This window comes from Pseudomonas sp. SC11 (assembly GCF_047039205.1).
Lineage (GTDB): Bacteria > Pseudomonadota > Gammaproteobacteria > Pseudomonadales > Pseudomonadaceae > Aquipseudomonas > Aquipseudomonas boreofloridensis.
Genome location: NZ_CP178183.1, coordinates 1,560,922 through 1,587,116, shown reverse-complemented (window position 1 = coordinate 1,587,116; position 26,195 = coordinate 1,560,922). Strand labels below are relative to the sequence as shown.

Sequence of the window (26,195 nt, the reverse complement as noted above, 5' to 3'; positions counted from 1 at the left end):
CATCAGCACGGGTGCGCCTTGCCGCTGTCTCTCACCAACCGCTTTGAAAATGGTGGGTCGTGTAGGATTCGAACCTACGACCAATTGGTTAAAAGACAATTGGATTCGAGGGCCTGGATCATCACCTAGGGAGGGGTTTTAGCACCATCCAAGCGACTAGGCACGCAGCCTCTAATGAAAACCACATTAGAGGCATTGCAATGACACACCTGAAGAAAGCAAAACGAGCTGGTAAGGTTTCGACCAAAGGCGGCACCGGTAAATCCACTGGATCCACCAACCTGGGGGCATTCGCCGCTGACTCAGGGCTGCGCACCCTTCTGATCGACCTGGACCCAGTTCAACCCTCGACATCCTCCTACTACCCCCTGGAATATACGGCCCCGGGCGGTATCTTCGAGCTGCTCTCCTACAACGAGACCGATCGGTCCAAGATCATCTCCCGGACGTCCATCAAGAATCTCGACGTCATCATCTCCAACGACGCCAACAACCAGCTCAACAACCTCATACTGCAGGCACCAGACGGCCGGCTGCGGCTAGCCAACCTGATGTCGGCTTTCGATAACGATTACGACCTGATCCTCTTTGACACCCAGGGCGCCCGCTCTGCGATGCTGGAGATGGTCGTTCTCGCCTCCGACGTCATCCTCTCCCCTCTCCCCCCGAACATGTTGGCCGCGCGCGAATTCAGCCGTGGAACCATCCACATGATGGATGGGCTGCGCAGTTACGCGCGTCTCGGCCTCACCATTCCCCACATCAACATCATCATCAACGGCCTGGATGAAACCGCTGACGCGCGCGAGATCCATCGAACCGTGCGCGAAATCTTCGATGGAAATCCGGACTACACCGTCCTGCAGTCGATCATTCCAGACGCCGTGATCTTCAAGAAAGCCGCCAGCCAAGGTGTGCCGGCCCATCGGCTTGAATACCGCCAACCATCGAACCGTAAGTCTCCGTCAGCCCTAAGCGTTATCCGTAGCCTGGCCATCGAAGCGTTCCCTGAGTGGAGAGACCGCTTCGAGGCTATGACAGAAGAGCGTGTCGCCGAGATCGTGAAGGAGGCCCGCCGTGACTAAACCCACCTCAGCCCATGCCGTGGGCGTCACAGTAGACGAGGTAATTAGACTGGCTCGCTTGTACAGTTCGAAAGATCTGCGTGGCATCCAGACCAAACTCACCTCCACTGCCACTGAGCTTAGGAATGTTGCCAACGGTAGCCAGCGAGGAGGCGGCCTGGTTGCAAACCTCGGTGCGCTGCTGAGTCCTGATGAGCGTTATCAACTCCTCGAAGCAGCGAAGATCGTCGAATCGGTCGGTAACGCTGTCACCCATGCGAAGGAAAAGCGCATTCGATCCGAAAGAGAAACGAAACGCCGCCAGGATGCGCGGGATGCACTGTCGAAACAGCTTGTGGCCCGTACATTCCCACTGCCGAGCGAGACTCCTGAGGACCTGCTGGAGACGATCAAGGCTGCACTCATCCTGAATCGTGCACGGCAGTTCCATACCTCGTACAACTCCGCCGAGTTCAACATCTACATCAGAAACGATCTGAAGCTTCCTGATCGACTCTATGGGATCGCTGCAGAGCAACATCGCGCCGGGAATGTTCGATCACTCCGCTACTTCCTGATCGACGAAATGACCAGGCACCTTGCGTATGACGATGGTTCGTCGGTTGAGGAACGCCTGCGACTCCTGCAGGAGAAGGTTGCCGAAGCTGTTGCCATGACTGCATTGACCGCAGAAGAACGCGAGACACTGCGCCTCTGGCAAGAGGCCCTGGTGCCTGCAGCGAATAAGCTGGAGGGTCAGGCATGAGCACGCACGATCAGAAGCCAGTCGGGGTGATGCGTGCACCCAGCGAGGCTGGTGTCGCACCCTACGCGGAACAACGCAATTCCAACGCCGCTATAGCTGCTATCGCGTATGTCTTAGAACACCCATGTGATTCTCCAATGGAGTTTCTGCGCTGCTGGAATGAGGGCAATTTTGACGCTCTCCGCGCAGAGTGGCCGGCCGTTCCCGCCGAGGTGTTCATCGGCGCCGACCCTCTCTTCAAGCCAGAGGGGGACCTGGTATGACCGTGGACAAGCAGAAGATCCTCGATAAGGTCACCAAGCTGATGGCCTTGGCTAACAACCCGGGCGCAAATCCAAACGAGGCGGCGACTGCCATGCGCCAAGCCCGTTGGCTCATGTCTGAGTACGCCATCGAAACCGAAGAGTTGCGAGCGAACCAGGTCGAGGAAGCCAGCGTACCCACGCAGACCCGACGCTCACCGGCGGACTGGCAGCATTCACTTGCAGCCACCTGCGCCGGCGCCTTCGACTGCAGCCACCTCTCCTACTACCACCCATTGAAGGGTTACTGCTTCAAGTTCCTGGGTAAGGGCATCGGCCCGGATCTGGCTTCGTATACCTACAGCAGCCTCATCCTGCAGCTGCAGAAGGCACGTCGAGACCACGTGGCACAGCAGAAGCGCTGCCAACTGAAGACCAAGAGACGTCGTGGCCAGCTGTTCGCCGAGGGCTGGATCCAGGCAATCGCGTCCAAGGTTCGCGAATTTGCCGGAGATTTGGACGCTGAAACCCAGGCTGATATCACCGCATACCTGACGGTGCATCACCCTGAGCTGAAGCGCTTCGACATTACCCCTACGGAAGCCAGGGGGCACGACCGAGGCTCGTTGGCGGCTGGCTACAGGCTTGGTCAGCGGGCTCAGTTGCATCGCGGCGTAAATCGCGACCCGCTTCACCGTATCAGTGGAGGGGCCTAGGAAATGAGCTTGGATCTTTCCCCCCCTCACTCCATCGAAGCCGAGCAAGGTGTTCTCGGCGGCCTGATGCTGGACAACGAAGCATGGGACCTGGTCGGAGATCAGCTGCAGGCGGATGACTTCTTCCGGGCTGAGCACAAGCTGATCTTCCATGTCATCCAGCAACTGTCCGAGAAAAACAGCCCATTCGACGTCGTGACGATTTCCGAAGCGATGGCTGTTCCTGAGGAAGTCGGTGGTTTGCCCTACCTGGTGGAATTGGCGAAGAACACGCCCTCGGTAGCCAACATCCAGTCGTATGCCTCGATCGTGCGCAACCGCGCGCACCTTCGTCGCATCATGTCCCTGTGCTTCCAGGGCACGCGGGAGGCCGCCGACCTGGCTGCTGATGCGGCCGTGGTGCAGGACTCACTTGAGCAGCAATTGTTCAAACTGGGCGAAGGCCGAGTTGTCAGCGAATTTACCGACATGAACGCGGCACTCCTGTCCGTCGTCGACAAGATCGATGCTAACTTCAACGGCCACGTGACCGTGACCGGCGTACCGACAGGTATCACCGACCTGGATGAGATGACTCGTGGCCTGCAGCCAGCAGACCTGATCATCGTCGGCGCCCGGCCATCCATGGGCAAGACATCGTTCTGCTTGAGCATTGTGGATGCCGCACTGGCCAAGGCCCCGGACGAATCGGTCATCGTTTTCAGTATGGAGATGCCGGCCGAGGCATTGCTGTATCGCATGCTTGCCATTCTGGGTCACATCGATCTTGGCAGGCTGCTCACTGGCCAACTCCAGGAGGAAGACTGGCCAAAGCTCAGCGCCGCAGTCCACCGACTGAATGCCTATGGCGACAGGCTGGTGATTGACGACAGCGCCAACCTGACGCCTGCAGCGATGCGCGCGAAGGTGCGCCGGGCTACCCGCCGCTTCGGTAAACCGTGCTTGATCATGGCGGATTATCTGCAGCTGATGCGCTGCCCTGGCCAAGAGAACCGGGCCAATGAGATCAGCGAGATCTCCCGTTCCCTCAAGGGTATTGCGAAGGAGTTCAACTGCCCGCTCGTCGCGCTTTCCCAGCTGAATCGTGCGCTGGAGCAACGGCAGAACAAGCGGCCTGTAAACGCCGACTTGCGTGATAGCGGCGCAATCGAGCAAGACGCGGACGTGATCCTCTTTGTCTACCGGGACGAAGTTTACAACCAGGACACCGAGCAGAAAGGCGTGGCCGAACTGATCATCGGCAAGCAGCGACAAGGGCCCACGGGCTTTGTCCGTGCGGCCTTCATCGCCAACCAGACGCGCTTCGCAAACCTCACTGCTGACCATTGGCAAGGAGTTGCCGCATGACGCCCATGCAATCCCAGCTGGTTACTCATACCTGTCGCGGCTGTGACCGTCACTTCCCGCTGCACCTAGTTCGCCAGGTGCACCCTGCGGAGCACACTCCGGAGGGTGAAGCCGAGGTGCTGGTGTGCCCGGTATGCAACAGCGACGACATTGAGTTGCTCAAGGAGGTGGCCAGTGGAGACTGAGCGCACCTATCCATCGGTCCCGGCAATTGCCGGCGCTGAGCATTCAGCCCTGGCGTTCGCGCACCAATCGGGTCTCAACCCAGTCTGGCTCGATGCGGTAAGCCAGGTGATAACCCGACTCGCTCAGTTTGGCCAGACAGTGGTCAGCCAGCAGCTGGAAACGCCTCTGCGTGAGCTCGCGCGGCTGCAGTACCTCGAGGTCGAGGCCTGCAGTAACGGTACGCTGGCTGTCACCCTCCTCTCCCAGTCGGCCCAGCTGACGAGTTACTTCTGGTCTGTTTGGGTTCCTCATCACCTGCTGAGCAGCCGGTTGAAAGTCGCCGTGGCGCCAAGCTTGAGCATGGCAGAGGGCGATGCCCATCACTGCACCGTCGTGTTCCGTATCCCTGGCTCGCGGGAGGCAGCTCGTGAGTTCCTGACCGATCTGGCCACCCAGTACCCAGGTTGCAATCCGGAGATTGTGGCCATTCAAGCTGGCAATGCCCTTTGCCCCGGCCAGGGGGTCAGCAATGCGTAACCTCCTGCGCGGAGCACATGCCAGCGTTCGCCGACTCGCCGAGTTCGCCTTGGCCGAGGGCTGGAGCCTTACCCGCTGCAATAGCGGCCACCTGAAGTTCACCAAGGCTGGCTTCACACCAATCTTCACTTCCTGCACACCGAGCGACCATCGCACTGAGCGTAATGCTCGGGCTCTATTTCGCCGTGCAGAAGCCCACAACAGCTCTTCTCGGGGGATTCAATAATGCCCATTCGCCACGCAATTGTTCACCTGCTCGACAAGCAACCGGATGGCAGCCCAGCGGTTCTGCATGCCCGAGACACTGAGCTACCGCCTACCGATGTCATCGAGAATCTGCAGGCCGATCTGAACGACAGCTACAACGCCAAGCAAGGCAAGGCGTGGGGTTTCTTCCAAGGGGAGTCAGGTGCATACCCATTCAGCGGCTGGTTGAAGCAATACCTGGAAGAGAAGCACGACTTCACCAGCTTCAGCCGCCTGGCCGTGGAGCACCTGCAGAAGCTGTTGGAGGAAGTCAACTTGGCCACCGGCGGGCATGTGCTCTTCAGCCATTACCAGCAAGGCATGACCGATTACCTGATGATCGCCGTGCTGCAGCAGGTCGAGACCGTGTGCCTTGATGGAGATCTCAATGTCGTGCTCTCACGCTACCTGGATACCGGCAGCATCTCTTGCGCTGCGCGGATCAACCTGAGCGAGTGGCGCAACAATCCAAAGTCGAAGCAGTACATCTCCTTCATCAAAGGCAAGACGGGCAGAAAGAACTCGGACCACTTCCGGGACTTCATTGGCTGCATGGAAGGCGTCGACGGCCCAGGTGAAACCCGTACGCTGCTCAAGGCGTTCACCGAATATGTCGAGAAGGAGGATCTCCCAGAAGACAGCGCCCGGGAGAAAACCCACACGCTGCTCGACTACGCCTCCACCCAGATCAAGATGGGGCAGCCTCTCTCCCTGCAAGAGTTGTCCGTGGTCCTCGACGACGACCGTCCTCAAGCGTTCTACGAACACATTCGCAACAGCGACTACGGCCTCTCGCCCGAGATCCCGGCCAACAAACGCGTGCTCAACCAATTCCGCCGATTCACCGGCCGCGCCGAAGGTCTCTCGATCAGCTTTGAGGCGCACCTGCTTGGTTCGAACGTCACTTACGACGCCGACTCCGGCGCCCTGACGATCAAGAACCTGCCCACTCAGCTCACCGACCAACTCAAGCGCCGCCAGTAAGGAGAACCCTATGAAAACGACCAATTCCCGTACCGCTGACAAATTCGTGGTTCGCCTGCCCGAGGGCATGCGAGAGCAAGTGGCGGACGTAGCCCGTAAGAATCACCGCTCCATGAACAGCGAGATTATTGATCGCCTCGAGCAGTCGCTTCTCAACGCCCAGTTTGAGCCGACCCAGCAATTATTGGATGGCGCCATCAATACAGAAGAGTTGAAGGCCGAGCTGAGCCGGGCATACCGGGTCATCGATCGCCTGCTGCAAAACGCCGTACCAACACAGGACGACATCCAGGAAGTGTTGCACCTGTTCCGCCAGCAGGCACCACTGGCCCAGCACCACGCTGCTGCAGTAGGCGCTTGATATGGCCGCAGACCTCAAGGCCAAGCTGTTGGCCCCAGGCTTCACCCCTACAGCATCGACCACGGTCATGAGCGATCCGATCGCTGATACGCCAATGGCACTGGACATTGACGTTGTCCTGCCATGGGAAGACAACCCTCGTACCACGCGCAACCCACGGTACGACGAAATCAAAGAGTCGATCCGAAACCGAGGCCTGGACACACCTCCACCGATTACCCGTCGACCCGGTGAGGAGAAGTACCGGATCCGTAACGGTGGCAACACGCGCATCACGATCCTGAAGGAGCTGTTCCAAGAGACAGGTGATCCCAAATTCAAACGGGTCAACTTCCTATTCCGCCCCTGGGACCATGTCCGCGGCGAAATCATCATGCTTACCGGCCACTTGGCTGAAGACCTCAAAGGTGAGCTCAAATTCATCGAGCGTGCCGTGGGTGTTGGTAATGCAAAAACGCTCTATGAGGCTGAAAGCGGCGAGGATGTGGGTGTTCGAGAGCTATCACGGCGCCTGACGAAGGACGGTTATCCAGTTTCTCCGTCCCATATCAGCCGGATGCTGGATACCCTCCAGTATGTGCTGCCAGCAGTGCCTGGCCTGCTGTACTCGGGCCTTGGTGTCGATCGGATCACCAAAATCATCGCCCTTCGCAAGACCAGCTTGGCCTGCTGGGAGAAACACTACAAAAGCGAGGCCGTCGACTTCGAGATGCTGTTCCAGGATGTGCTGGCTCAGTTCGAAGGCGACGCAGGAGAGTTCCTGTTCGAGCGGTTCCAGGACGAGCTCATCGGAACGATGAAAAAGTCCCTGCCGCTTGGCTACGAGGAAATCCTGCTCGAGATCACCCAGCAGCAAGACAAGCTCCGGCGCTCGACCCCCGTGGTTGAGTTGCCGACGAACAACCCGTCGAACACTCCCTCCTCTCCCGCTACTGGTCCAGGTACTGGAGGGAGCACCACACCTCCTCCATCGCCACAAGGTAATGGAGACGCGGGTAGCTCGCCGCAGCAAGAGCGCACACCGCTTCAGCCTGATGGGCCAGCGAACACTCCCTCTCTCACACCTGAGGAACAGCAGCAGCGCATTACGGGACACATTGCGTCCCCTGCGAACCTCAGCCAGCGCGTACTTGATACCAAGGCAAAGGTTGCCGCCCTCAACGGGGAGTCGCTACCCGACTTCAACTCTAACTGCCTGGTCGCTATCCCCGTGCAGGCGGGGGGACTCAACCCCATCACAGACCTCTGGTACATCGAGCGCCAGATCGATGAGCCTACCGAGCTGCGTAACCAGGTTGCGCAGCTCGCCGTGGAGATCCTCGAGTCCGTGAACGGCCCGGGCGATATCCAGGCCATCGATGGTGGCATTGGGTTCAAGTACAAACAGCCGGAAACCGATGTTGAGGTATCTGCGACAGCCCAACATACCCTGACGCTGCTCCAGTCTTTGAGCGGTGCCATGGCCATCGCCCTGAAGATGTTGAATGAACAACCAGACCCCGCCGGCGCATTGGGTGAGTTCGAGTTTGCGGCCGGCCTTGGCCAGCTGCTGCTGGGCCAACCACAAGGTGCCGCGCAAGCACCAGATGACGAAGGCCGTCTGAGTGACGGCGCCCTGGTCAAGTTGTTCCGCATCATTCGACTGGCTCGTCGACTGATCGACTTGGAAATCGAAGCGTTCAAGCGGTCCTCGCAAGACCAGGACAGCTGAACCCTAGATGAGATGAATGGGAGGGAGTCTCAATGTCCAAGTCAACACTTAACGAAGCGGTACTGTCGCAACTTCTTGACCTCATGAGGAATGGCCAACTGCAACGGTGCGTGGAGATGGGGGTGGAACCTGAGGTGCTGGGCCAGATCCAGCATCCCACCGTCCTCAGCCTGCTGCGCAATACGCCTGTCAGCTGGGTCCACGTTTCCATCAACAGCTCAATGATCCTCAAGCTGCTGACCGGGGCTGCGCGAACAGAAGAGGAGTCGCGGCTTATCGAGCGAGCAATTCGCTTGGGGGCAACCACGAGCTTGCTCAACAAATTTTTCGGGCTTACCCCCCAAGAAATCGCTCTGCAGCGCACGGTCATCGGGGTCAAGGCCCCGCGTGGCCGATGGCCCGAGCTTTCAGAAGACCAGGACCATCATATTTGGCACCGCTGGACCAAGTTGATGGATGAGAACCGAGTAGAGCTCGAGGACAGCTTGGCCATGCTTGACGTGGCCATGCTGGTGGCAGAAGAACTGAGTACCGACGGTTTGACGCTTGCGCAAATCTGGTCACGGATAACCCTGTGGATTGAGCAGGATTTGTATCCCGGCAACAAGGAAAAGCCCCAGACCGCCGAGCGTCGGCAGCTCACGCTGCAGGAAGAGAGCGGGACACGCCGTACCGATGACAGCTGTATCGCCTCTGCCCACTCTGGGGAAGGCGATCACAGACGATGAAGCTCGCACGGTTCCCGATTTCCACGCTCCTGGATTCGGCCTCGGGGCAACTCGAGGCCCATGTTCAGAAAAAGAGAGCTGAGGACACCGCCCCTACTGCCAGGCCTGCCACACCTTATTCCGGGATCATTTTCAGCGGCAATCCGCATGAAACGGTCCCGCGTAAGCTCCTGCTCGACAATCGGCTTACACCATTGGAACGCAACTGCTGGCAAGTCTTCCGGTTGCTTGTGAATGAAGATGGCATCACAGCATTCCCCACCTACGATCAGCTGCGGCCATACCTGGGCATGAACCCGGGCAAGCATGCATCTAGAGAAACCGTGGCCAAAGCCTTAACCGTGCTTCGCCTGACGCGCTGGTTGAGCCTGGGCCGGACCGTGCGCAATGAGATCAACGGTCAAGTACAGGGCAACGTTTACCTGCTCCATGATGAGCCGGTAACGCCCGCCGAGGCGCTTGAGTTCGACAAGGACTACATGACGTTGCTCATGCAGTCCATGGAGCACCAGAACAAAGCGATCAAGGACATCGCCGCGATCACCTGGCGAGAGTTCACCAGCGATCCTGACGTGGGTCGCCGGCTACCTTCGCGCATGGACACGTTCAGCGATCGACTAAATGCCCAGACGTGGGCGGTGGAAAGTCAGCAGAATGCACTGCCCGCCCCTGAGTTCGGAATCCGAACTCAGCCAGATCTGCCCACGGCTAACCCGAGTTCGGATTCCGAACTCAGCGCGAACGCCGTAAAACAAGGGGATCTCCCCCTCAGTTCGGCATCCGAACTCAGCCCAAAACCCCTGAGTACACCCTCAGTTCGGAGTCCGAACTCTGACAGTACGTATACAAATACAGACAAGTCTGTATCTAAAAGCTCTGTACAACCTCGCGAGAGCACAGGTGCGAATTGGTTACTTGCCCTGGAAGCCCTCAAGCCCGAGGACCGTGTGAAGGCTCGCGAGATCATGGGGCCAGTGCCGGAGAACGTCCGAGAAGCGGTGATCAACCAGTGGAGGCACCGCTGCACCACCGGGAACGTTGCCAAACCCCTGGCCTACCTGACGACCCTCGCAGGCAAGGCTATTCGCGGTGATTTCAACGCGGAGTGGCGCCCTGCATCGTCTGATCCAGCTCCGTCCACGCCTCCTCCGGTGGCGAAAGCGATTGCCCGTCCAACACCGCCCGCAGTCCAGAGGCCAGCACCGACGGCGACCACCATGCGCACCGCCAACTCGACGCTCAGCTCGATCCAAAACCTGCTGAACCCCCGACGCCACGTAGAGGCGGCCGATGAGTGATCGAATGACTGTTGAACTCACCTTGCTGTTTGGCGGCGTCGTGCTGGGCATGATGGCCGGACGTCTATGCGCCTGGGGCGCCTCACGGCTGCCGGCAATCCTGGAACATCAGTGCCAGGAGGATGCTCGGGAACTGCTCGGGCTGGAGTCTGCCAAGCGGCAGGAGCTTCGTTTGACCGCGCCTTCCAGGTCAGAAGTCTGGAGAGTTCAGATCGGTTGTGCCGTGTTAACACTTGTGGGGACGATGCACTTTGGTCCCACTGCGCAAGGATTGTTCGCCCTGCTGTTGACCTGGTGCTTGCTGGTACTGAGTCTGATCGACAAGGAGCACCACATCTTGCCAGATGCGCTGGTGCTGCCAGGTATCTGGGCTGGTTTGGTCGTAAACGCCTTTGGGGTTTTCACGTCACTAGAAACAGCATTCTGGGGGGCCGTCGCTGGCTATATGGGCCTTTGGTCCATGCACCAACTTGTCAGGCTGATTACTGGACGGGACAGCATGGGACGAGGCGACTTCAAGCTGCTCGCCATGATTGGTGCCTGGGGTGGCTTGCATGTCTTGGGCTGGACTCTAGTGCTATCCCTACTAGCCGCAGCTCTAACCGCCTTGTACCTCAAACTCCAGGGCAAGGTTACGATCACCACAAAACTTCCATTTGGCCCTTTCCTCTCCGCCGCAGGCTGGGGATCAATCCTCTTCCTCACTCCTTGAGAGCTGACACAAGGTCTTCAGTGTTGCGGGCCGCAACATTCAAAAAGCCGGAAATTGATGTCGCTCTGGCCCGGACGGCGGCATCGACATATCCATCCACTGTTGTGGCCCGCAACACTTGATGCGAAATGGGGGCACTATCAGAGGCTGTTGCTGGCACCTGCATCGTTTTCCGGTGTTGCGGCCCGCAACACTCTATAGGCGAAGTGGTTGCCGACTAAGACCCGACACCGCCATCTGCATTCAGTGTTGCGGCCCGCAACACTCCTCGCGCCTGGACAACTGCTGTCCCAGCCGACTCAACCACCGCGAACGCCATCCACTGTTGCGGCCCGCAACACCTCGGGGTCTTTCCCGCCTCAACTGGCTCAACTCAGCCGACAAATCCAGCAGTGCGGGTTCTTCATTTAATACTGCGGCCCAGACAGCCTGAAAGGAGCATGGACATCGCTCACCCACCTTATATAAGGAAACCATGTCCATGGCTGACAACTATCAGCTCAACATCGGCTCCCTCCGGAGCCAGGTCCAGCTGACTCTCCATACTCACCATGCTGCCCGAATCTGGCTTGGCCGCCAGAAGAGCGATGACAAGCACAGCATCCTCGGCCTGGCCGGCTTCTGCTCCAAGATCAATCAGATTGATCGCGGTGCCGCTCAGGACGACCCTTACTCTGACTGGTGGATGATCAAGATCGAAGAAAAGATCCGGGAGGTCGACGATGCTCTCAAGTCCATCGACAGCCGCCTTGATGAAGTCATGGCACAGCTGCCCAAGGCGCTGGAGATCGGCGAGAACCTCTCGGTTCAACCACTGAAACTGCCGCTCTTCATTTCCAACCCATTGGGTTTCAAGGGTGTCCATTTGCTGACCCAGTACGACGAAGTCGTGCGCCGTATCCTGCTGGCTCAGCACGTCGCCATGATCGGCCGCCGCGATGGCGAGATCTGGATTGATGAAGGTGCCCACCTGCTGCGCAGTCTTTTTGGCCTGGCCCAGCTCCACCGTTTCTCGGGTGCATCGCGTGATGACTTCGCTGCCAACAATGCACGAGCGGAAAACGCACGTGAGATGTATCAGCGACACGGCGAAATTCCCCAGGACATCCTGGAAGGTACTCGCCGCTCGAACTTCGCACCTCCCATCCGCAGGGTCTCGGCAGATCCAGCCCAAGAGATGGATGACGATCTCGACGTTGAAGGATGACCATCATGCATCCGGACACCCGACCACAAGACACACTGCAACAGGGTGCCTTCAAACCGCTGCAACAGGGTGCCTATCAGGGGCTGCAACAGAGTGCCTCACTAAAAGGCCTTTTAAAGCCCTTTAAAGGTAAGGGGGAGCTGATCCAGTTGGCCGAACATTGTGTGTCGCTGGAGACCGGGCTGCGCACCCTTAGCCAGGAAGTACTGGCCCAGGTTCGCCAACATCCATTCGCCCTGTTGCCCGTCAGGCTCATCGAGCAAAACACAGCCGCTGGCACAACCTTTCTGCGCTGGCAAAGCGTGCAAGGTCGGCGCATGGGTTTCGGTGTCTGGACGCAGCTGGTCCACGCCCCCAAAACACCCGTCAGCCTGCTGCAGGACCTGTTCGCCCTGGAGCAACACCGAATCACCCTGAACATGCAGATCAGCCTCATCCACTCCATCGGCAAACAGGCCGCCGAGTGCGCAGAAAAGATGGGGCAGGCCGAGGCCGAATATCAGGCTCGACTGCAGCAGGTCATGAACCCACCTCAACACTGAACGGAGATACACCATGGGTACACCAGTAGTTTGGGAAGGCAACGTCGGCAACGCTGCTGAACACCGGTCGTTCGCCAACGGCAACAAAGATCCGCGGCACATGCTGCGACTCAACGTGATGTTCGACAACTCGATCCCTGACGGCCAGGGTGGCTACAAGGACCGTGGTGGTTTCTGGGCCAACGTCGAATGGTGGCATCAGGATGCCGAGCGTTTCGCAGCTCTCTTCCAGAAGGGCATGCGCGTACTGGTGATTGGCCGTGCGGTCATGGACAGCTGGACAGACAAGCAGAGTGGTCAGGAAGTGTCAGCGCTCAAGGTCGAAGCCAGCCGGGTCGCGATTCTTCCGCACCGGATCGAACATGTATCGCTGTCTGGGAATGGTGGAGGTCAGCGCCCAGCCAATCAACCACAGGGGCAGCAACGCAGTCAGACCAGCGGCGCTCAGGCTCAAAACGTGCCTCAGCCGACCCCCGAAGACATGCGTCACTACGACAGTTTTGACGACGACATCCCCCTGTGACCCCCCCTTAATTTCGCGCGCCACATCGTGAAGCTCCTGGTGACAAGGATGTTGCTTCGAGCTTCCCCGCCCTCTGATGAAGCCTCTCCATGTCATCTCACCACAGCCCGGTAGGCGTTTTTTCAGGCGCCGATCGTGAAGCCTCTGGTGACAAGAACGGACTCTCGCCACCTCATTCTCCTTCGAGGTAACGCAGCATGCAGCACGACTACCCGGAATATCCATCCGTCAAAGCGACAGTAGACGCCTCGCGCTACATGGAGGCCGTTCAGGCGCTCAACGGCGTCCGCCAGGTCTTTTTCAACGGGGAGTCGATCCTGTTGCCTGAGGCAGAAGTGGATGCTATCGAGATGCTCCGCTCCCGGTTTAGTGCCACCCTTGAGTATGGGCAGGCCGAGGAGTATGAGTTTGCTACTAAGGCACGGAATGCAGGCGTACCGTCTGCGCTTGTTCGACTTGGTCACGCAGTTTACGAAAGCACCGGTCAGGATGCTGAGATGATGGTGCGTGTTGCTGCAGAAGCCCCCAGCGCGACGCTGCTGGCCTGGTCGGCGCTATACCGTTCCATGATGATTCCCCACTAGTTGAAGCATTCGATCTCAGACCTACAGGCAATTTTCCCCGCGCCACTCGTGAAGTTTCGGGGAACAAGGACAGGTCATCGCAACCGCCCACTCTTGCCGTTGCGGTCTGATGTCGAGGCGCTTCGGTCGACAGCTAGCTTCTGCAGGAGAGGCGTACCTCGGGAAGCTCCTACAGCCAGGTCGGGAAGTCGTTTCCGAAGGGGCGCTGCAAGCAGCGCTTGCCCAGGTCAGGGGCAACGATGAAATCGTCGCATTGGCAAATTACCATTTACTGACGGCATCTCCGCCTTACGACTGCTAACTTGTACCGAACTGAGCTGCCACGGCGAAAAAAAGCGCCTCATCGTGGGATTACCGGAATCAGGATCGTTTGAGGCGTGACTTGCCCGGCAGAAACAGGGGCGCTGATGAGGACCATTCGATGCAGAGCGAAATTGCCCAGGGGCGAAAAGCGGATAGGCGCCATTTCAACAACCCTCACCCTACGGTGGAGGCAGCAGGGGTAGAGGCCGCCGAGAAAGGGCTTCCCGTGTACGCCTGCCCGTACAAGCACCCCGCCATGCTGGCCTCCTGGCTGAAAGGGTACAAGCGTGCGCAGCAGCTCACCCTCAATTTTTGACCCTTCCTCCGTAAGCCTGGCTTCCGAATTCCCTCCATTGCTGTTGACCATTTCGCGTTGTGCCGTCCCCGGTCGGCGGCAAGAGTGCCCCCTGATTTAACTGTTCAGGGGCACCCTATGAAACTCATGATCATCGAGGCACCGGGCAAGCTGAAGAAGCTTGGGCCCATGATGAAGAAGATCCGCCCTGGCGAGCACTGGGTGGTAGTGGCTTCTGGTGGCCACATCCGTGACCTCCCCCAGTCGGGCCAGGATGCCACGATGATCACTACCGGCGTGTTGAAGACCCTTCGTCCGGTGTACGAGATCCTGCCCAAGAGCGCCCGCAACGTCAGCACCATACGCAAAGCACTCAAGGAAGCCACTGAGGTCTACATCGCCACCGACCCTGATCGGGAGGGGGAAAGCATCGCGTGGCATATCCAGCAAACACTGGGCATCCGCGAATACAAGCGGGTCACGTTCAACGAGATCACCCAGGCCAGGGTGCGTGAAGGCTTGGCTAATGCTCGGAGGATCAACGGGCAGCTCGTTGCCTCACAAGAGTGCCGCCGGGTGCTGGACCGCCTGGTGGGCTATCTGGTCACGCAGGAGCTTCGCCGAGTCCTTGGCCAACCAACCTCCGCTGGCCGAGTCCAATCGCCTGCCCTGTACCTGGTGGTGCTGCGCGAGCGCGAGATCAGGAACTTCAAGGTGGTCCACCACTTCGGGGTAGAGTTGACCTTCAAGGACGACACCACTGGCATGGCCTGGACGGCTGTTTGGCAGCCGATCCCCGACTTCGCCAGTAAAGAGAACCCCTACATCCAGGACGGTACGCTCGCGGCAAGGGTTGCCGAGACCCGTGCGGTAATTGTCGAGTCATGCGAAGACGGCAAAAAGCGACGCCCGCCCCCTCCACCCTTCATTTCGTCTACCTTGCAGCAGGCAGCCAGCGTGGCGTTGAAATGGGATCCGGATAAAACCATGCAGGTTGCGCAGCGCCTGTACGAGCAGGGTGTCATCACCTATCACCGGACGGATAACCCCAACTTGGCCGATGAGGCCATGCCAGATATCCAGGCTGTGGCTCGCAGACAAGGCCTGGACGTGGTTGACGAGCGCCGGACGTTCAAGGCTGCGGAGAGCGCCCAGGAAGGTCACCCCGCGATTGCGCCAACAGCATGGGAGGATGAAGCCGCAGGCGAGTCCGCTGATGAGCAAGCGCTGTACAAACTCATACGGATCAGGGCGCTGGCCAGCCAACTCTCGGACGCCATCTACGATGTGCGCACGGCCAAATTGCTGGCCAGAGGGCCGGATCAGCGGCCGTTACGCTTCGCCGCAACTGGCAGCACAGTAGCCTATCTCGGCTGGATGAAGCTTCTGCAGCAAGACGACACCGATGAAGAGTCCACCGACATTCCCAAGAACCCGGTACCGGTGCTCGAGCCCAAACAGATCCTCAGTGTCCTCCAGGGCGAGGTGCTGAACCAGAAGACGAAGGCACCGCCACGGTTTACCAAAGCCAGCCTGATCAAAGAGCTAGAGCGGCTCGGGATCGGACGCCCCAGCACGTTTTCATCCATCATCAAGAACATCACCAGTAAAGGCCTGGTGGTGGAAGAAAAGCGCAAATTGGTCCCTGGTCCCTTAGGTGTGAGTACCATCGACCAGTTGGAGGGTCGCTTCAGCTTCGTCAAGCTGGCGTTCACCAGCACGCTGGAGAAGGACTTGGACAGAATCGCCCGGGGCGAGGAAGAGTACGGCTCAGTAGTCGCCAAGTTCTATCAGCATCTGCAGACGGAGCTTGCAGGCCTCCGACAGTCGCCCACAGTAGCGATGAAATCGCGATCGCCGGAGGCCACGCCAGGCACCGAGGGCGGACACTCCTGCGGGAAATGCGGGATGCCATTGGCGCGCCGGCAAAAGCACGGTGAAGGGGGTTACGACTTCTGGGGATGCACCGGCTACAAGGTCAACAACTGCCGCGTGAGCTACCCCTCCGTGAATGGCAAACCTGATCTGTCCAAGCCCAGGGGCATGTAGCCGAAATGCGTCAAGGGCGGTATTCCATTTCTCCTGTAGCCGCTCCCCTGCAACTGACAATCTGCTCGTTCCTAAGGGTGCGGGCAGGCGCACCTTGAATGATGACGTGTTGACTACTCATCCCCTTAGAGGTGCTTGTGGCCCGTTCCCAGAAAGTCATTGATCGGCTGAAGGCCGAGCAGGCAGAAAACCCGAACATCCCCCACTATGAGTCACGCCCAGGCGATTCATGCTGGCCGTTACAACCTGGCGACATCAAGACCGCCGGGTACTGGAAACAGGAGCGCAGACGTGTATCAAAGGGCACAGAGCCAACGGCCTACGTAATCAGTGGCCAGGGCGGATCGCTTCACGGCTCAGTGCTCTTAACCAGATGGATGCCGGCCTACCACCTCGACCAGACTGTGCCGATGAAGCCCAAGAGCGCAGGCACCAATTGAAACGCCCGCGCCTCCTAAACAGCCAGCCAGTGCTGCTCGAAGCCGCCGTGTTTGACGGCTACGACATGGGCATCCTCATGCCCTACATTGAAGGTGCGAACAAGGTCATGTTCGCCCGCAGCGGGTTCTTTATCCGCCGCGGCGACCACCCGCTCTGCCGCTACTGGCGTATGCCTAAGGCCAAGTTCATCGACGAGCTGGACCTGGTTTACCACCAGCTGATCGAACTGGCCGGTGGCAAGGTGACGGAGTCATGGGAGGCATTCCGCCGGAAAATCGAGTCCGCGTTGAGTGCTCCTCGCCGAGACGCCTTCACCTGGGGATTGCTGCTGCGCATCGCACCGCTGGCCGAGGGCGGTGTCCTTCTGTCAGGTGACTACCATCCCGGCGTGGTCGCCGTCGCACGGCGAATGCGCGGCGTGTTCCTTGGCAGATCAAGCTCCTGGCGCATCAATGCGACTGCAGAGATCCTGCGCAGCAACTTGATCCTGGAGCTTGGCCTGGTCGAGGAGCAGTTCGAGATCCTGGACGTCGTGCAGGAGCTCCTGGGCGATGGTTCTGTCGTGCCGGCAGCAGATATTCCCCGCATCAGCCTGGGCGGCACCCCGCAAGAACCCACAGCAACCGCGAGTGGCGAGGAGACCTCCAACGACATCTACCTCGCTGCCGTCTCGCCGATCGAGCGCACCGAGTTCTCTGATGCCATGATCGCCCAGGCCCTGGTCGGCTACTCCCTGCTCGATCACCAGCCAGCAGGTATCGCTCACCTACTCCAGCGCACAAGCGCGCTGCTGGCTGACGACATGGGCCTCGGCAAGACACGCCAGGCCGTCATCGCTGCCCACATCAGTGCGGCTGGCCGCCCTATCCTGGTCGTGACCCTTTCTTCATTGCTGATCAACTGGCAACGGGAGGTTTTGGCTGTCTACCCTGAAGCGACGATCGCCCTGCAGAAGCATGATCCGCAGGCGCAATGGATGCTGATCAACTACGAGCGCCTCGGCGACTACGTGCTGTTGGCTGAGCACTATCACGTCCTCGTGGTAGATGAAGCGCACCATCTCAAGGAGCCGACCGCCGAACGAACACGCCATGGTTTCGATATCGCTGCCAAGGTACCCAATCGCTATCTGCTGACTGGCACTCCTGTGCTCAACCGCGAGACAGAGCTGCACACCCTGCTGCGCCTTTCTGGGCACCCTATCGGACAATTGTCCCTCAGCGATTTCTGCGAGCGCTTCGCCGGCAGCCCGGAGTTCCGGCAGGACCTACGGGTGGAACTGGGAGACTGGATGCTCCGTCGGCGGAAAGACGTCCTGCCCGGGCTCAAAGGTAAACACCGGCAGCTGCTGCCCGTGGCAATGGGTGCGGAAGAACGGCGCAAGTACGACACGATCGGCCTCGAGGACAGGCCAATCTTCGCGAGACTAGGCGCGCTTCGCCATTACCTCGAGCAAGTGAAGGTGAGGGTCGCCATGGACCTGCTCGGCGAGCTGGACACCGAAGACAAGGTCATCTTGTTCTGCGAGTTCAAGCCCACCGTGGCGCGCCTCAAGGAACTGTGCGATGCAGCCACTGTTGGGAACGTCACCCTGATCGGCAGCGACTCGCTCTCCAAACGCCAGAAGGCGATCGACAAGTTCCAGGGCGATCCCGAGTGCAGGGTCTTCATCTGCACCACCCAAGCCGCTGGCACCGGAAACAACCTCACGGCTGCCAACTATGTGTTCTTCCTTGGCTTGCCTTGGACACCAGGGCAACAGGATCAGGCCGAAGACCGGGCGTACCGGAATGGCCAGCTCAGGACGGTGATCGTCAAAATACCCCTTGTGGAGAACAGCATCGATCAGCAGCTGTGGCAGATGCTATTAGCGAAGCGTCAGGTCAGCTTGGAACTCATAGAGCCAGAAGAACAGCAAGATGCGCTGGCTAAAGCTATGCTCGCCACTGTTATCAACCCGTAGATTCGCTTAAAGGTCGCCTGCTGAGTATCTGAACCTCCTAGCCCAGTCGATGAAAATCCCCAACCCGCTGAGAGCCACACGGCACAACGCCCTAGGCTTAGCACGTTAAATTCTGGTCATGCGATACTCGACTTCAACAACGAATTTTGTAGCAGCAGCAATAACAACTGCATCTTGCATAGTGATGCTTGGAGCTTGGGTGCTGCCATGACCAGACAAGGGCATCTTATTTCTAAGCACGTATATTGCACCCACAACACTTTTGATATCTTCAGGCAGCGACGACTCCTTCTTATACTTATTGATAAAGCCTCCCAGCGACTCGTTTTTTATACTGTCACTTTTTAAGATATCTTTTGCTGTTGTTTCGAGTATGCTGGCTGCGGCATGCAGAACCCCTGCGGGATCATTTTTTTCAAGACACTGCTCCATCCTCCCTATGAGAACGACAACATTAGGGTGGGCAAGCCCGTCAAATCTACCTACTTTTTTAGAGTTAAACTCATGGACCTGACCGTAGACATCACAATCTAAATAGTGGCACGCCGTCAGAGACCACCACTCATATCTCCAGTCACCTGGAATACCATCTCTTTCTGCAACCCTATGCCCAACGTCTCTATCAATACCATCGACATACTTACCCAGATAACTTGCATAATAATTAAAATACCTATAAGACACCTCAGGACAAAAATTACTAAACGAGCTATTCCTCCCATTATCCCCACTTATGCTTGTATCCTCCTCCCCTATGACTGGCAACAACCCGGACTCTTCCCACAAAGAATCCAAAACCTTCACTTGATCAGCGCCAATGGAGGTAGTTATCCTGACCTTACCAAGCATATAAATGCTTGCATAGTACCTTGGACACTTATTTACGTTCGCATAGGGGCATGACGCCGAAACTCCTTTTTCAGAACTCTTGTTTTGATACCACGATAAATTCGGAACAGTGATAGGCATTGCAGCTACCCCTTAAGATTATTGAATGACACTTGCAGATACAAAATTTAGGATAGCGCCTGCTCCCACAGCATGCACGTCACACGAAAGAAATCCGGTGCCCTCCAGCGTTTGGTTCAGGCTGATATCTACCTGGCGACAGACCTCTTTCGATCCTAAGGCTGATGCCTTTACTTCGGATCCGGCCATTGCTCCTGTAACCGAATGCGAGGTCAGCGCGAAAATTAGTTGCGCTTCTCCCTCGAAATCTACTAGCCACATCGGCCAAACCTTCTTATCCTATTTTCTCAGTCCGGAACAGACCAACGATCTGTTATTGTGCACGGATTGCGTATTTTTTCTTAACCTATGGGTGCGAAATGGAAAGCGAAAAAGGAAAAAAAACTCAGCTGTTTGTAGGATTTCGAAAAACCAATGGCCAGATAGGATACCTATCAGAAAGCCTCTCAATTCCTGAGTTTTTCGAGTTGGTGCAGCCCTCGCATAACTCGGAGCGAGTTCTAGTCGACTTTGCACCGGTCATTGAAACGCTCCACTCATTGCACAATAAAGCCGGTGACGAAGCAGTCATCACCAAATATAAGGCCATGTACAGATACTGGCATGACTCCATTTCATACAGCAAACTTGATATCAGAAAACCTAAATGTGAATCTCTATGCGAAACTGCTAACGATTTACTGGGAATTCTCGAAGACAGGATAAACAGTCACAGCTTGGCCTATGAGCACCGCAGAACGGGCAGCTCCAGTAAGAACCTTCAAACAATCCTGACACTAGAAAAAGAAGTAAACATTGCAATTGATACACTACTCTGCTTTATACACTCCAAGGCGTCCTTGGAAATCTCCTCCTTCAAAAAGGACTGGGTGCTCGGCGACTATTGCAACCGACTACTTAAAGTACTGGAGGGCTTATTAATCCAAGTACTTCAATACGACACCTGGAACGAACGATTTGAGCTGGAAAGCGACTCATTACTTTTCCACCTGGCAATGACCGACGGGAGCGTCATTGACAGTTATAGCCAGCTACTACCAAACTTTGATCGCAATAAAGATCTGCGCCTAGACTTGCTGCACCGCGGCCAACACAATGACACACGGGATCGCAACGACAATTATATAGAATTAGTGGCTCGCTATCGCGTTCCGGATCGAAATGAATTGCAAATGGCTCGAGCGCTTAGAGACTTGTATTACAAGGTCCGCTCAGTGAACAGCTTAATCAACACTCTTAAGAATGAGGACGTTGAATGGGAATCGTCCGAGCACTCGATTGAGGAGTTGAAGAAATTGATTAGCCACACTCCGCCGACAGTAAATGGTCAATAGCATTGAGCGGGCGAGGATACGCCACACCTGAGTTTATAGCGGGCAGAGTAGGTCACCCCTCCTAGGCTGAAACGCCGGCCCATTTCAGGTGTGATTAATTATCAGACGACGTCGTGCCCTTTCGTCTGAACTCAAGCCTACTGCCGCCGGGCTATGCTCGGCCGGCGTAATCGCGAGCTCCTGGGCGATTACAGTCTTCCACGAGTGGCCGCTATGAGTCCATAGCAGCCACTCGTGACTTAATGCTCAAGACCCGGACGACAGTATACCCCAAGCTGTGAAGCTAGAGTCGGCGATCCTGCGCGCCGAAAATTCAAACTCTGTGTGATATTGATTTCCTACTGCGCAGAAAACGCTCGGCTGTCAACGTGCCCTCAATGACTACAGGGGGCCTCATGATCAGGCAGTTGACCACTCTCTCGCTCGCCGCATTCATTGCGGGTTGTGCGACCCAGAAGGCTGAGCAGCCGCCGAAGCCGGCATTCGATAGCAGCCGCAATCCCGAATGGCTGTCTCCGGACATCTACCCGAATGGCGCAAGCCCGGAGAAAGAACCGGTTGTTCGGTATGGTCGCTACACGATGGTGAGCACCCAGCCCGATGCAAGCCAGCGCGATCTGATGGCGCAGATCATCGACGTGACCATCCCCTCAAGCATGAACCCGAGCGTGCGTGATGCCATGCTCTACGTCGTGGACCGGTCTGGTTACGCCCTCTGCCCACCGAGCGCTCAGCACGTCAACATCCTCTACACCCGCCCGTTGCCAGCTGCACAGTACAAGCTCGGCCCGATGACGCTGCGCAACACCCTTCAGGTCCTCGCCGGTCCGGCTTGGCAAGTCAAAGTGGATGAAGTGAACCGTCAGGTGTGCTTCGTCCTCCGCCAGGGCTACCAACTACCATCCCAACCGGCGCCGACGAGCCAGCTCTATGCGGACAAGGGCCCTGATCATGCTGAACCGCTCGTAACCGCTCGCCCCTCCACAACAGGCGTAGTCGTCGCGGCAGTCCCTACCCCGGCCCCAATCTCCACATCTTCACCCGCTGTCGCAGCTCCTGCAGCAGCAACCCCCGTGCTCCCCCCAGTGGCACCTGCCAAGGATGGCTCTCTTCCGGCTGCAGCACCCAGTACTGCAGCAAAACCGCTTCCGGCCTCTGCGCCAAGCACCCCTACTCAGCTCGACAAATCGAAGCCTCATACCCCGTCACCCAGCTCTCCAGCAGTGCCGGCACCGGTGGCCGAAGTCAAAGCCATCGCTGCACCGCGGCCGCTGCCCCTGGTATGGACGGCCGCTGTTGGATCAACGTTGCGCGAGACCGTTGAGGAATGGGCCAAGAAAGCCAACTGGCGAGTGATCTGGGCACAGGAGGACCTCAACTACTCGATTGAGGCCCCGCTGCGTTTCGAAGGGTCTTTCCAGGAAGCCATCAAGCAGCTGTTCCCACTTTACGACAACGCCCCTCGTCCCTTCGTGGTCGACGGCAGCGAGGGGGCGCAGAGCGTTCTGCACGTAGCTGAGAGGAAAAAGAAATGACCAAGTCCGCTTGGGCACGCTGGGCCCTGACGCCGATCGCCATGGCAATGTTGACCAGCTGCGCGCTGCAGCGCGTGAACGAGTCATTTGACCGCTCGGAATATGAAGGGCGAACTGCAGGGCAATACAGCAAGTACCTCCAGAATCAGCAGCCTCAACAGGCGCGTGAAACCGTGGTGTTCAGCAACAAGCCGTGGGTGTCGACGCAGCCGCTGGTGACCAGGCGCGGGCTTCCGTTCAGCCTGGACCGTAACATTGCCTATCGGCCTGCTGGCTCTGTATCGATCACCGATGTGGCTCAGCTGATCACCAAGGAAACTGGTCTCCAGGTCATTGTAGCGCCTGACGCTTTGAACCCCGGGATCCTCTCCTCGAAGCCTGCCGGCACTGCAGCACGGGGCGCCGCACAGGCTGTACCTGATGCAGACAGTTTGGCTGGTCTCATGCCAACCGGCATCGCAGGAGCGATGCCAGGAAGCGCCAGTTCGTTCGACCTCGGTTTCAGCGCTGGTGGTCAAATCTCCGGCCTGAACTATAACGGCAACGTTTCGGGGTTGCTGAACCAGGCCACATCCCGCCTGGGACTGTCGTGGCACTTCGACCCAGAGCTGCAGGGCGTGCGCATCACTTACTTCGACACCCGCACCTTCGACGTGTGGACATTCGGTGACGAGCTGGAGATCGAAAGTACCGTCAAGTCAGGCCTGCTGACCTCCACCGGCAACGGCGACTCTGGCTCTTCGAACTCTTCGGGGGGAGCCACGGGTGAATCAGGCAGCAACCAGAGCACCAAATCCACGTACAAGACCTCGCTGATGAGCGACATCGAGAGCAACGTCAAGGCCATGCTCAGCATGCAGCCTCCAGGGCGGCTGTATCTCTCTCGCTCCACTGGCACTCTCACCGTTAACGACCGGCCAGAGGTGCTGAATCGAATCTCGGCCTACCTGAAAGAGACCAACCGAAGCATCACTCGCCAGGTGCTGTTCAATGTCAAGGTCTACGAGGTGAACTTCAGCGACAGCGACCAGACGGGGGTTAACTGGAGCGCTGTCTACAAGTCCGTCTCTGGAAACTGGGGTTTCGGTCTGAGCAACACCGTCGCCGGCATCAGCTCTGAGGCGATCTCGGCCAGCGGCAGCATTCTCGATACGTCCAGCTCTCCGTGGGCAGGTTCCAAAGCCGTCGTACAAGCCCTGTCAGAACAGGGGCGTGTCTCCGAAGTGCGATCGCCATCGGTGACCACGCTGAACCTGCAGCCGGCACCGATCCAGATCGGAAACGTCCAAAGCTATGTCGCCTCCAGCTCGACCACCACCACCGCATCGGTCGGCTCCAGCACTGCACTGAAGCCGGCGACAATCACCAGTGGCTTCAACATGATGTTGCTGCCCAAGCTTCTGGACAAAGAAAACATGCTGCTGATGATCACCCTCAGCATCAGTAGCAAGCCGATCTTCAAGGACTTCGAGAGCAACGACTCCAAGGTCCAGACCACGGACTATGACACCAAGAACGTGGCACCAAAGGTCCGTCTGCGCAGCGGTGAGACGCTGGTTCTCACTGGGTTCGACGAGAACGGGGATGACGCGCGTAAATCTGGCGTTGGCAGTCCCAGCTTTTTTGGCTTAGGCGGCGGGCGAACTCGCTCAACGTCCCACAGCGCCATGGTGGTGTTGGTGACACCAATTGTCCTCCCGGACAACCTGTAAGTGGTGGCGCTCTTGAACACCGACACTCCTAAACCGTCGAGCCGGGTGCAGACCATCCAGCACCGTGGGCGCGTCTTCGTTACAGGGATGCTCTGGATTCCCCTGGGCAACATGACGAGTTACATGAAGGAGGCGCGGCAATACGGCCAGGAACATAGCCTGGATATCGTCGCGATCCGAAGAACTTCTCTCATGATCCAGGCGGGCTTTGTGTCCCGAACCTCGGATGTCAACAAGGGGATGTACTCACTGGCCGCGACGATGGCCGGCCAGTTAGGAGATTCGTGGATTGCCGCCTGGGCGGTCGACGCCGATCAACACCGTTATGCCATCGTTGCCGTTCACGAAGGCCGGATCATCCCCGGTTGCGACCTGATCGGTACTGCTGCTGAAGTCCGCAAGCGAGTGCAACAACAGCGCAGTCGCGGTATTCAATTCGAGCGAGAGTTCCTCCCCCCTGAGTTCTCCATGGGCGGTGAAGCTCTCGACATCGATGAGCTGCTCCAGCCGTCCCGACTCAAGCGCGAGTACCGGCTGCGCCCTCTTGTGTTCGGCATGTCCAAAGCGGAACTGGCTCAGCTGCTTCTGGTTGTTCTGTTGGTAGGAGGGGGGCTGCTGGCATGGTCGCAGTGGAAAGACCATCAAGCTGAAGTCGCGCGGCAAGCGGCCATAGCGGCTGAGAAAAAGCGCCTTGAGCAACTGGCCGAGTTGCAGAAGAAAACGGGCACTGACCAACCCATAGAAGCGCTGGAACACCCCTGGGCGAAGCAACCCTCGGTCACCGACTTCGTGGAGACTTGCAGTCAGGTGATCTACCAACTGCCCCTGAATATTCAGGGGTGGTCATTTGACAAGGCCGAGTGCAACGGGTCCCAGGTCGTGGCGACTTATCACCGGGATGGCAACAGCAACGCGCTCGGCCTGGCGAAAGCTACCGCCAACCACTTCTCCATGCGTCCAGAGTTTGCCGAGCAAGGCAACACCGCCACCCTGAGGTTCGAAATTTCCGTCGGCGCCGCAGGTGATGATCCGTTGCTCGAAGCCAGTGATGCTCTCGAAGCTTTGACCACCTGGTTCCACAGTTTCTCTCAGGAACCGCAGTTACAACCGATGCAGGTGGTAGTACCTCAGGAACCCGCTCTACCGGGGCAACCCGCGCCTCCACCACCGCCGCCGCCTCAGTGGAAACAGTATCAACTGTCCTACACCACCGGCGTTCTGCCTTACGACTCCTTCAATGGCGCCCCTACTCAGGGGCTACGCCTGCAGGAGATCAAGACCGAATACAAGGCCGACCACTTGATCTGGTCAGTCATAGGAGTCCTGTATGCAAAATAAGCTCAGCCTGGTCCTGCTGTCGCTCTGGCTGCCGATCACCGTCGTACAAGCAGCTGAGCCTGGTCTTGCTGGTATCGACGTCGGTGAGCTGGGCAGGGTGCAGAGCGAAACCATCTTGTTCAAGGCTCAAACCGAGCGCAACAAAGCAGAGCGCACAGCTTCCGGCGAGTCGGACCTCCAGCAGACGCAGCAAGTGCAGCAGGTGCTGCCGCAGGTTGGTGGATTCCCGACACCTTCGATACCCACTACCCCCGGCATCCGCCTGCTGGCGTTGCCAGTGGTGAAGCAGATTAGCGGCTCCGGCCAGAAGCTCCGGGCCACGTTGCTCTATAGCGGCGGCTCCGAGATCGATGCGCAGCCCGGCAGTGAGTTGCCGGAAGGATTTCGTGTTCTGTACGTCACGCTTGATGGCGTTGTCCTGGTCCGCGAAGGGAAGCGGTTCCCACTGGTTTTCGGTAACCGAGCGAGCACGACCCAACCACAGATGGGCCTTCCTGGTCTGATTCCTGGGCAACAATGAGGC

Annotated in this window: 25 protein-coding genes; 24 read left to right on the top strand and 1 reads right to left on the bottom strand. The window is 58.0% G+C overall.

Annotated elements, in window-relative coordinates; translation table 11 throughout:
* Positions 1-200 precede the first annotated feature (200 nt).
* From ACK2SD_RS07385 to ACK2SD_RS07295, 19 genes are all read left to right on the top strand, one after another.
* The gene (locus tag ACK2SD_RS07385; protein WP_412461777.1) at positions 201-1,085 is read left to right on the top strand and encodes a ParA family protein; all 885 of its coding nucleotides are present in this window, start codon (positions 201-203) and stop codon (positions 1,083-1,085) included.
* On the top strand, positions 1,078-1,830 hold the full coding sequence (locus tag ACK2SD_RS07380; protein ID WP_412461776.1) for a hypothetical protein: 753 nt from the start codon (positions 1,078-1,080) through the stop codon (positions 1,828-1,830). The genes ACK2SD_RS07385 and ACK2SD_RS07380 overlap by 8 nt, the downstream gene beginning before the upstream one ends.
* Before the next feature lie 259 nt (positions 1,831-2,089).
* On the top strand, positions 2,090-2,788 hold the full coding sequence (locus ACK2SD_RS07375) for a DUF2786 domain-containing protein (RefSeq protein WP_412461775.1): 699 nt from the start codon (positions 2,090-2,092) through the stop codon (positions 2,786-2,788).
* Between the two features lie 3 nt (positions 2,789-2,791).
* Positions 2,792-4,135, top strand: coding sequence for a replicative DNA helicase (gene dnaB, locus ACK2SD_RS07370; RefSeq protein WP_412461774.1), 1,344 nt, complete (start codon positions 2,792-2,794; stop codon positions 4,133-4,135).
* Positions 4,132-4,320 carry a hypothetical protein gene (locus ACK2SD_RS07365; protein WP_412461773.1) on the top strand — a complete coding sequence of 63 codons (189 nt, stop codon included), beginning with the start codon at positions 4,132-4,134 and terminating at the stop codon, positions 4,318-4,320. The genes dnaB and ACK2SD_RS07365 overlap by 4 nt, the downstream gene beginning before the upstream one ends.
* Complete coding sequence (locus tag ACK2SD_RS07360) at positions 4,310-4,837, top strand: hypothetical protein (RefSeq protein ID WP_412461772.1); 528 nt, start codon at positions 4,310-4,312, stop codon at positions 4,835-4,837. Before ACK2SD_RS07365 ends, ACK2SD_RS07360 begins: the two co-directional genes overlap by 11 nt.
* A 225-nt stretch (positions 4,838-5,062) precedes the next feature.
* Positions 5,063-6,067: a nucleoid-associated protein YejK gene (yejK, locus tag ACK2SD_RS07355; RefSeq protein ID WP_412461771.1), complete on the top strand. Its 1,005-nt coding sequence runs from the start codon at positions 5,063-5,065 to the stop codon at positions 6,065-6,067.
* A 10-nt stretch (positions 6,068-6,077) separates the two neighbouring features.
* A complete protein-coding gene (locus ACK2SD_RS07350; protein WP_412461770.1) occupies positions 6,078-6,428 on the top strand; it encodes an Arc family DNA-binding protein in 351 nt (116 codons plus the stop codon).
* 1 nt (position 6,429) lies between these two features.
* Positions 6,430-8,139 carry a ParB family protein gene (locus ACK2SD_RS07345; RefSeq protein WP_412461769.1) on the top strand — a complete coding sequence of 570 codons (1,710 nt, stop codon included), beginning with the start codon at positions 6,430-6,432 and terminating at the stop codon, positions 8,137-8,139.
* A 32-nt stretch (positions 8,140-8,171) separates the two neighbouring features.
* The gene (locus ACK2SD_RS07340; protein WP_412461768.1) at positions 8,172-8,867 is read left to right on the top strand and encodes a DUF2857 domain-containing protein; all 696 of its coding nucleotides are present in this window, start codon (positions 8,172-8,174) and stop codon (positions 8,865-8,867) included.
* Positions 8,864-10,165: an STY4528 family pathogenicity island replication protein gene (locus ACK2SD_RS07335; protein ID WP_412461767.1), complete on the top strand. Its 1,302-nt coding sequence runs from the start codon at positions 8,864-8,866 to the stop codon at positions 10,163-10,165. The genes ACK2SD_RS07340 and ACK2SD_RS07335 overlap by 4 nt, the downstream gene beginning before the upstream one ends.
* A 4-nt stretch (positions 10,166-10,169) precedes the next feature.
* Entirely contained in the window at positions 10,170-10,877 is a 708-nt protein-coding gene (locus ACK2SD_RS07330; protein ID WP_412461766.1) for a prepilin peptidase, read from the top strand.
* 481 nt (positions 10,878-11,358) lie between these two features.
* Positions 11,359-12,084 carry a PFL_4669 family integrating conjugative element protein gene (locus tag ACK2SD_RS07325; RefSeq protein WP_412461765.1) on the top strand — a complete coding sequence of 242 codons (726 nt, stop codon included), beginning with the start codon at positions 11,359-11,361 and terminating at the stop codon, positions 12,082-12,084.
* The gene (locus ACK2SD_RS07320; protein WP_412461764.1) at positions 12,081-12,626 is read left to right on the top strand and encodes a DUF3158 family protein; all 546 of its coding nucleotides are present in this window, start codon (positions 12,081-12,083) and stop codon (positions 12,624-12,626) included. The genes ACK2SD_RS07325 and ACK2SD_RS07320 overlap by 4 nt, the downstream gene beginning before the upstream one ends.
* Before the next feature lie 13 nt (positions 12,627-12,639).
* Entirely contained in the window at positions 12,640-13,149 is a 510-nt protein-coding gene (locus tag ACK2SD_RS07315) for a single-stranded DNA-binding protein (protein WP_412461763.1), read from the top strand.
* 197 nt (positions 13,150-13,346) lie between these two features.
* The gene (locus tag ACK2SD_RS07310) at positions 13,347-13,733 is read left to right on the top strand and encodes a hypothetical protein (protein WP_412461762.1); all 387 of its coding nucleotides are present in this window, start codon (positions 13,347-13,349) and stop codon (positions 13,731-13,733) included.
* A gap of 421 nt (positions 13,734-14,154) precedes the next feature.
* Positions 14,155-14,352 carry a CrpP family ICE-associated protein gene (locus ACK2SD_RS07305; protein ID WP_412461761.1) on the top strand — a complete coding sequence of 66 codons (198 nt, stop codon included), beginning with the start codon at positions 14,155-14,157 and terminating at the stop codon, positions 14,350-14,352.
* A gap of 117 nt (positions 14,353-14,469) precedes the next feature.
* On the top strand, positions 14,470-16,380 hold the full coding sequence (locus ACK2SD_RS07300) for a DNA topoisomerase (RefSeq protein WP_412461760.1): 1,911 nt from the start codon (positions 14,470-14,472) through the stop codon (positions 16,378-16,380).
* 436 nt (positions 16,381-16,816) lie between these two features.
* The gene (locus ACK2SD_RS07295) at positions 16,817-18,784 is read left to right on the top strand and encodes a DEAD/DEAH box helicase (protein ID WP_412461759.1); all 1,968 of its coding nucleotides are present in this window, start codon (positions 16,817-16,819) and stop codon (positions 18,782-18,784) included.
* 105 nt (positions 18,785-18,889) lie between these two features.
* Here the strand turns inward: ACK2SD_RS07295 and ACK2SD_RS07290 are convergent, their stop codons facing one another.
* Positions 18,890-19,753 (bottom strand): hypothetical protein, encoded by an 864-nt coding sequence (locus ACK2SD_RS07290; RefSeq protein ID WP_412461758.1) that lies wholly within the window; start codon positions 19,751-19,753, stop codon positions 18,890-18,892.
* 359 nt (positions 19,754-20,112) lie between these two features.
* Here ACK2SD_RS07290 and ACK2SD_RS07285 point away from each other — a divergent pair, with 359 nt between their 5' ends.
* The 5 genes from ACK2SD_RS07285 to pilP all read left to right on the top strand — a co-directional run bounded on the left by ACK2SD_RS07285 (position 20,113) and on the right by pilP (position 26,192).
* A complete protein-coding gene (locus ACK2SD_RS07285) occupies positions 20,113-21,087 on the top strand; it encodes a hypothetical protein (protein ID WP_412461757.1) in 975 nt (324 codons plus the stop codon).
* 395 nt (positions 21,088-21,482) lie between these two features.
* Entirely contained in the window at positions 21,483-22,622 is a 1,140-nt protein-coding gene (locus ACK2SD_RS07280) for a TcpQ domain-containing protein (RefSeq protein ID WP_412461756.1), read from the top strand.
* On the top strand, positions 22,619-24,334 hold the full coding sequence (locus ACK2SD_RS07275; RefSeq protein ID WP_412461755.1) for a PilN family type IVB pilus formation outer membrane protein: 1,716 nt from the start codon (positions 22,619-22,621) through the stop codon (positions 24,332-24,334). The genes ACK2SD_RS07280 and ACK2SD_RS07275 overlap by 4 nt, the downstream gene beginning before the upstream one ends.
* Before the next feature lie 12 nt (positions 24,335-24,346).
* Entirely contained in the window at positions 24,347-25,672 is a 1,326-nt protein-coding gene (pilO2, locus tag ACK2SD_RS07270; RefSeq protein ID WP_412461754.1) for a type 4b pilus protein PilO2, read from the top strand.
* Entirely contained in the window at positions 25,662-26,192 is a 531-nt protein-coding gene (gene pilP / locus ACK2SD_RS07265) for a type IV pilus biogenesis protein PilP (protein WP_412461753.1), read from the top strand. Before pilO2 ends, pilP begins: the two co-directional genes overlap by 11 nt.
* Positions 26,193-26,195 lie beyond the last annotated feature (3 nt).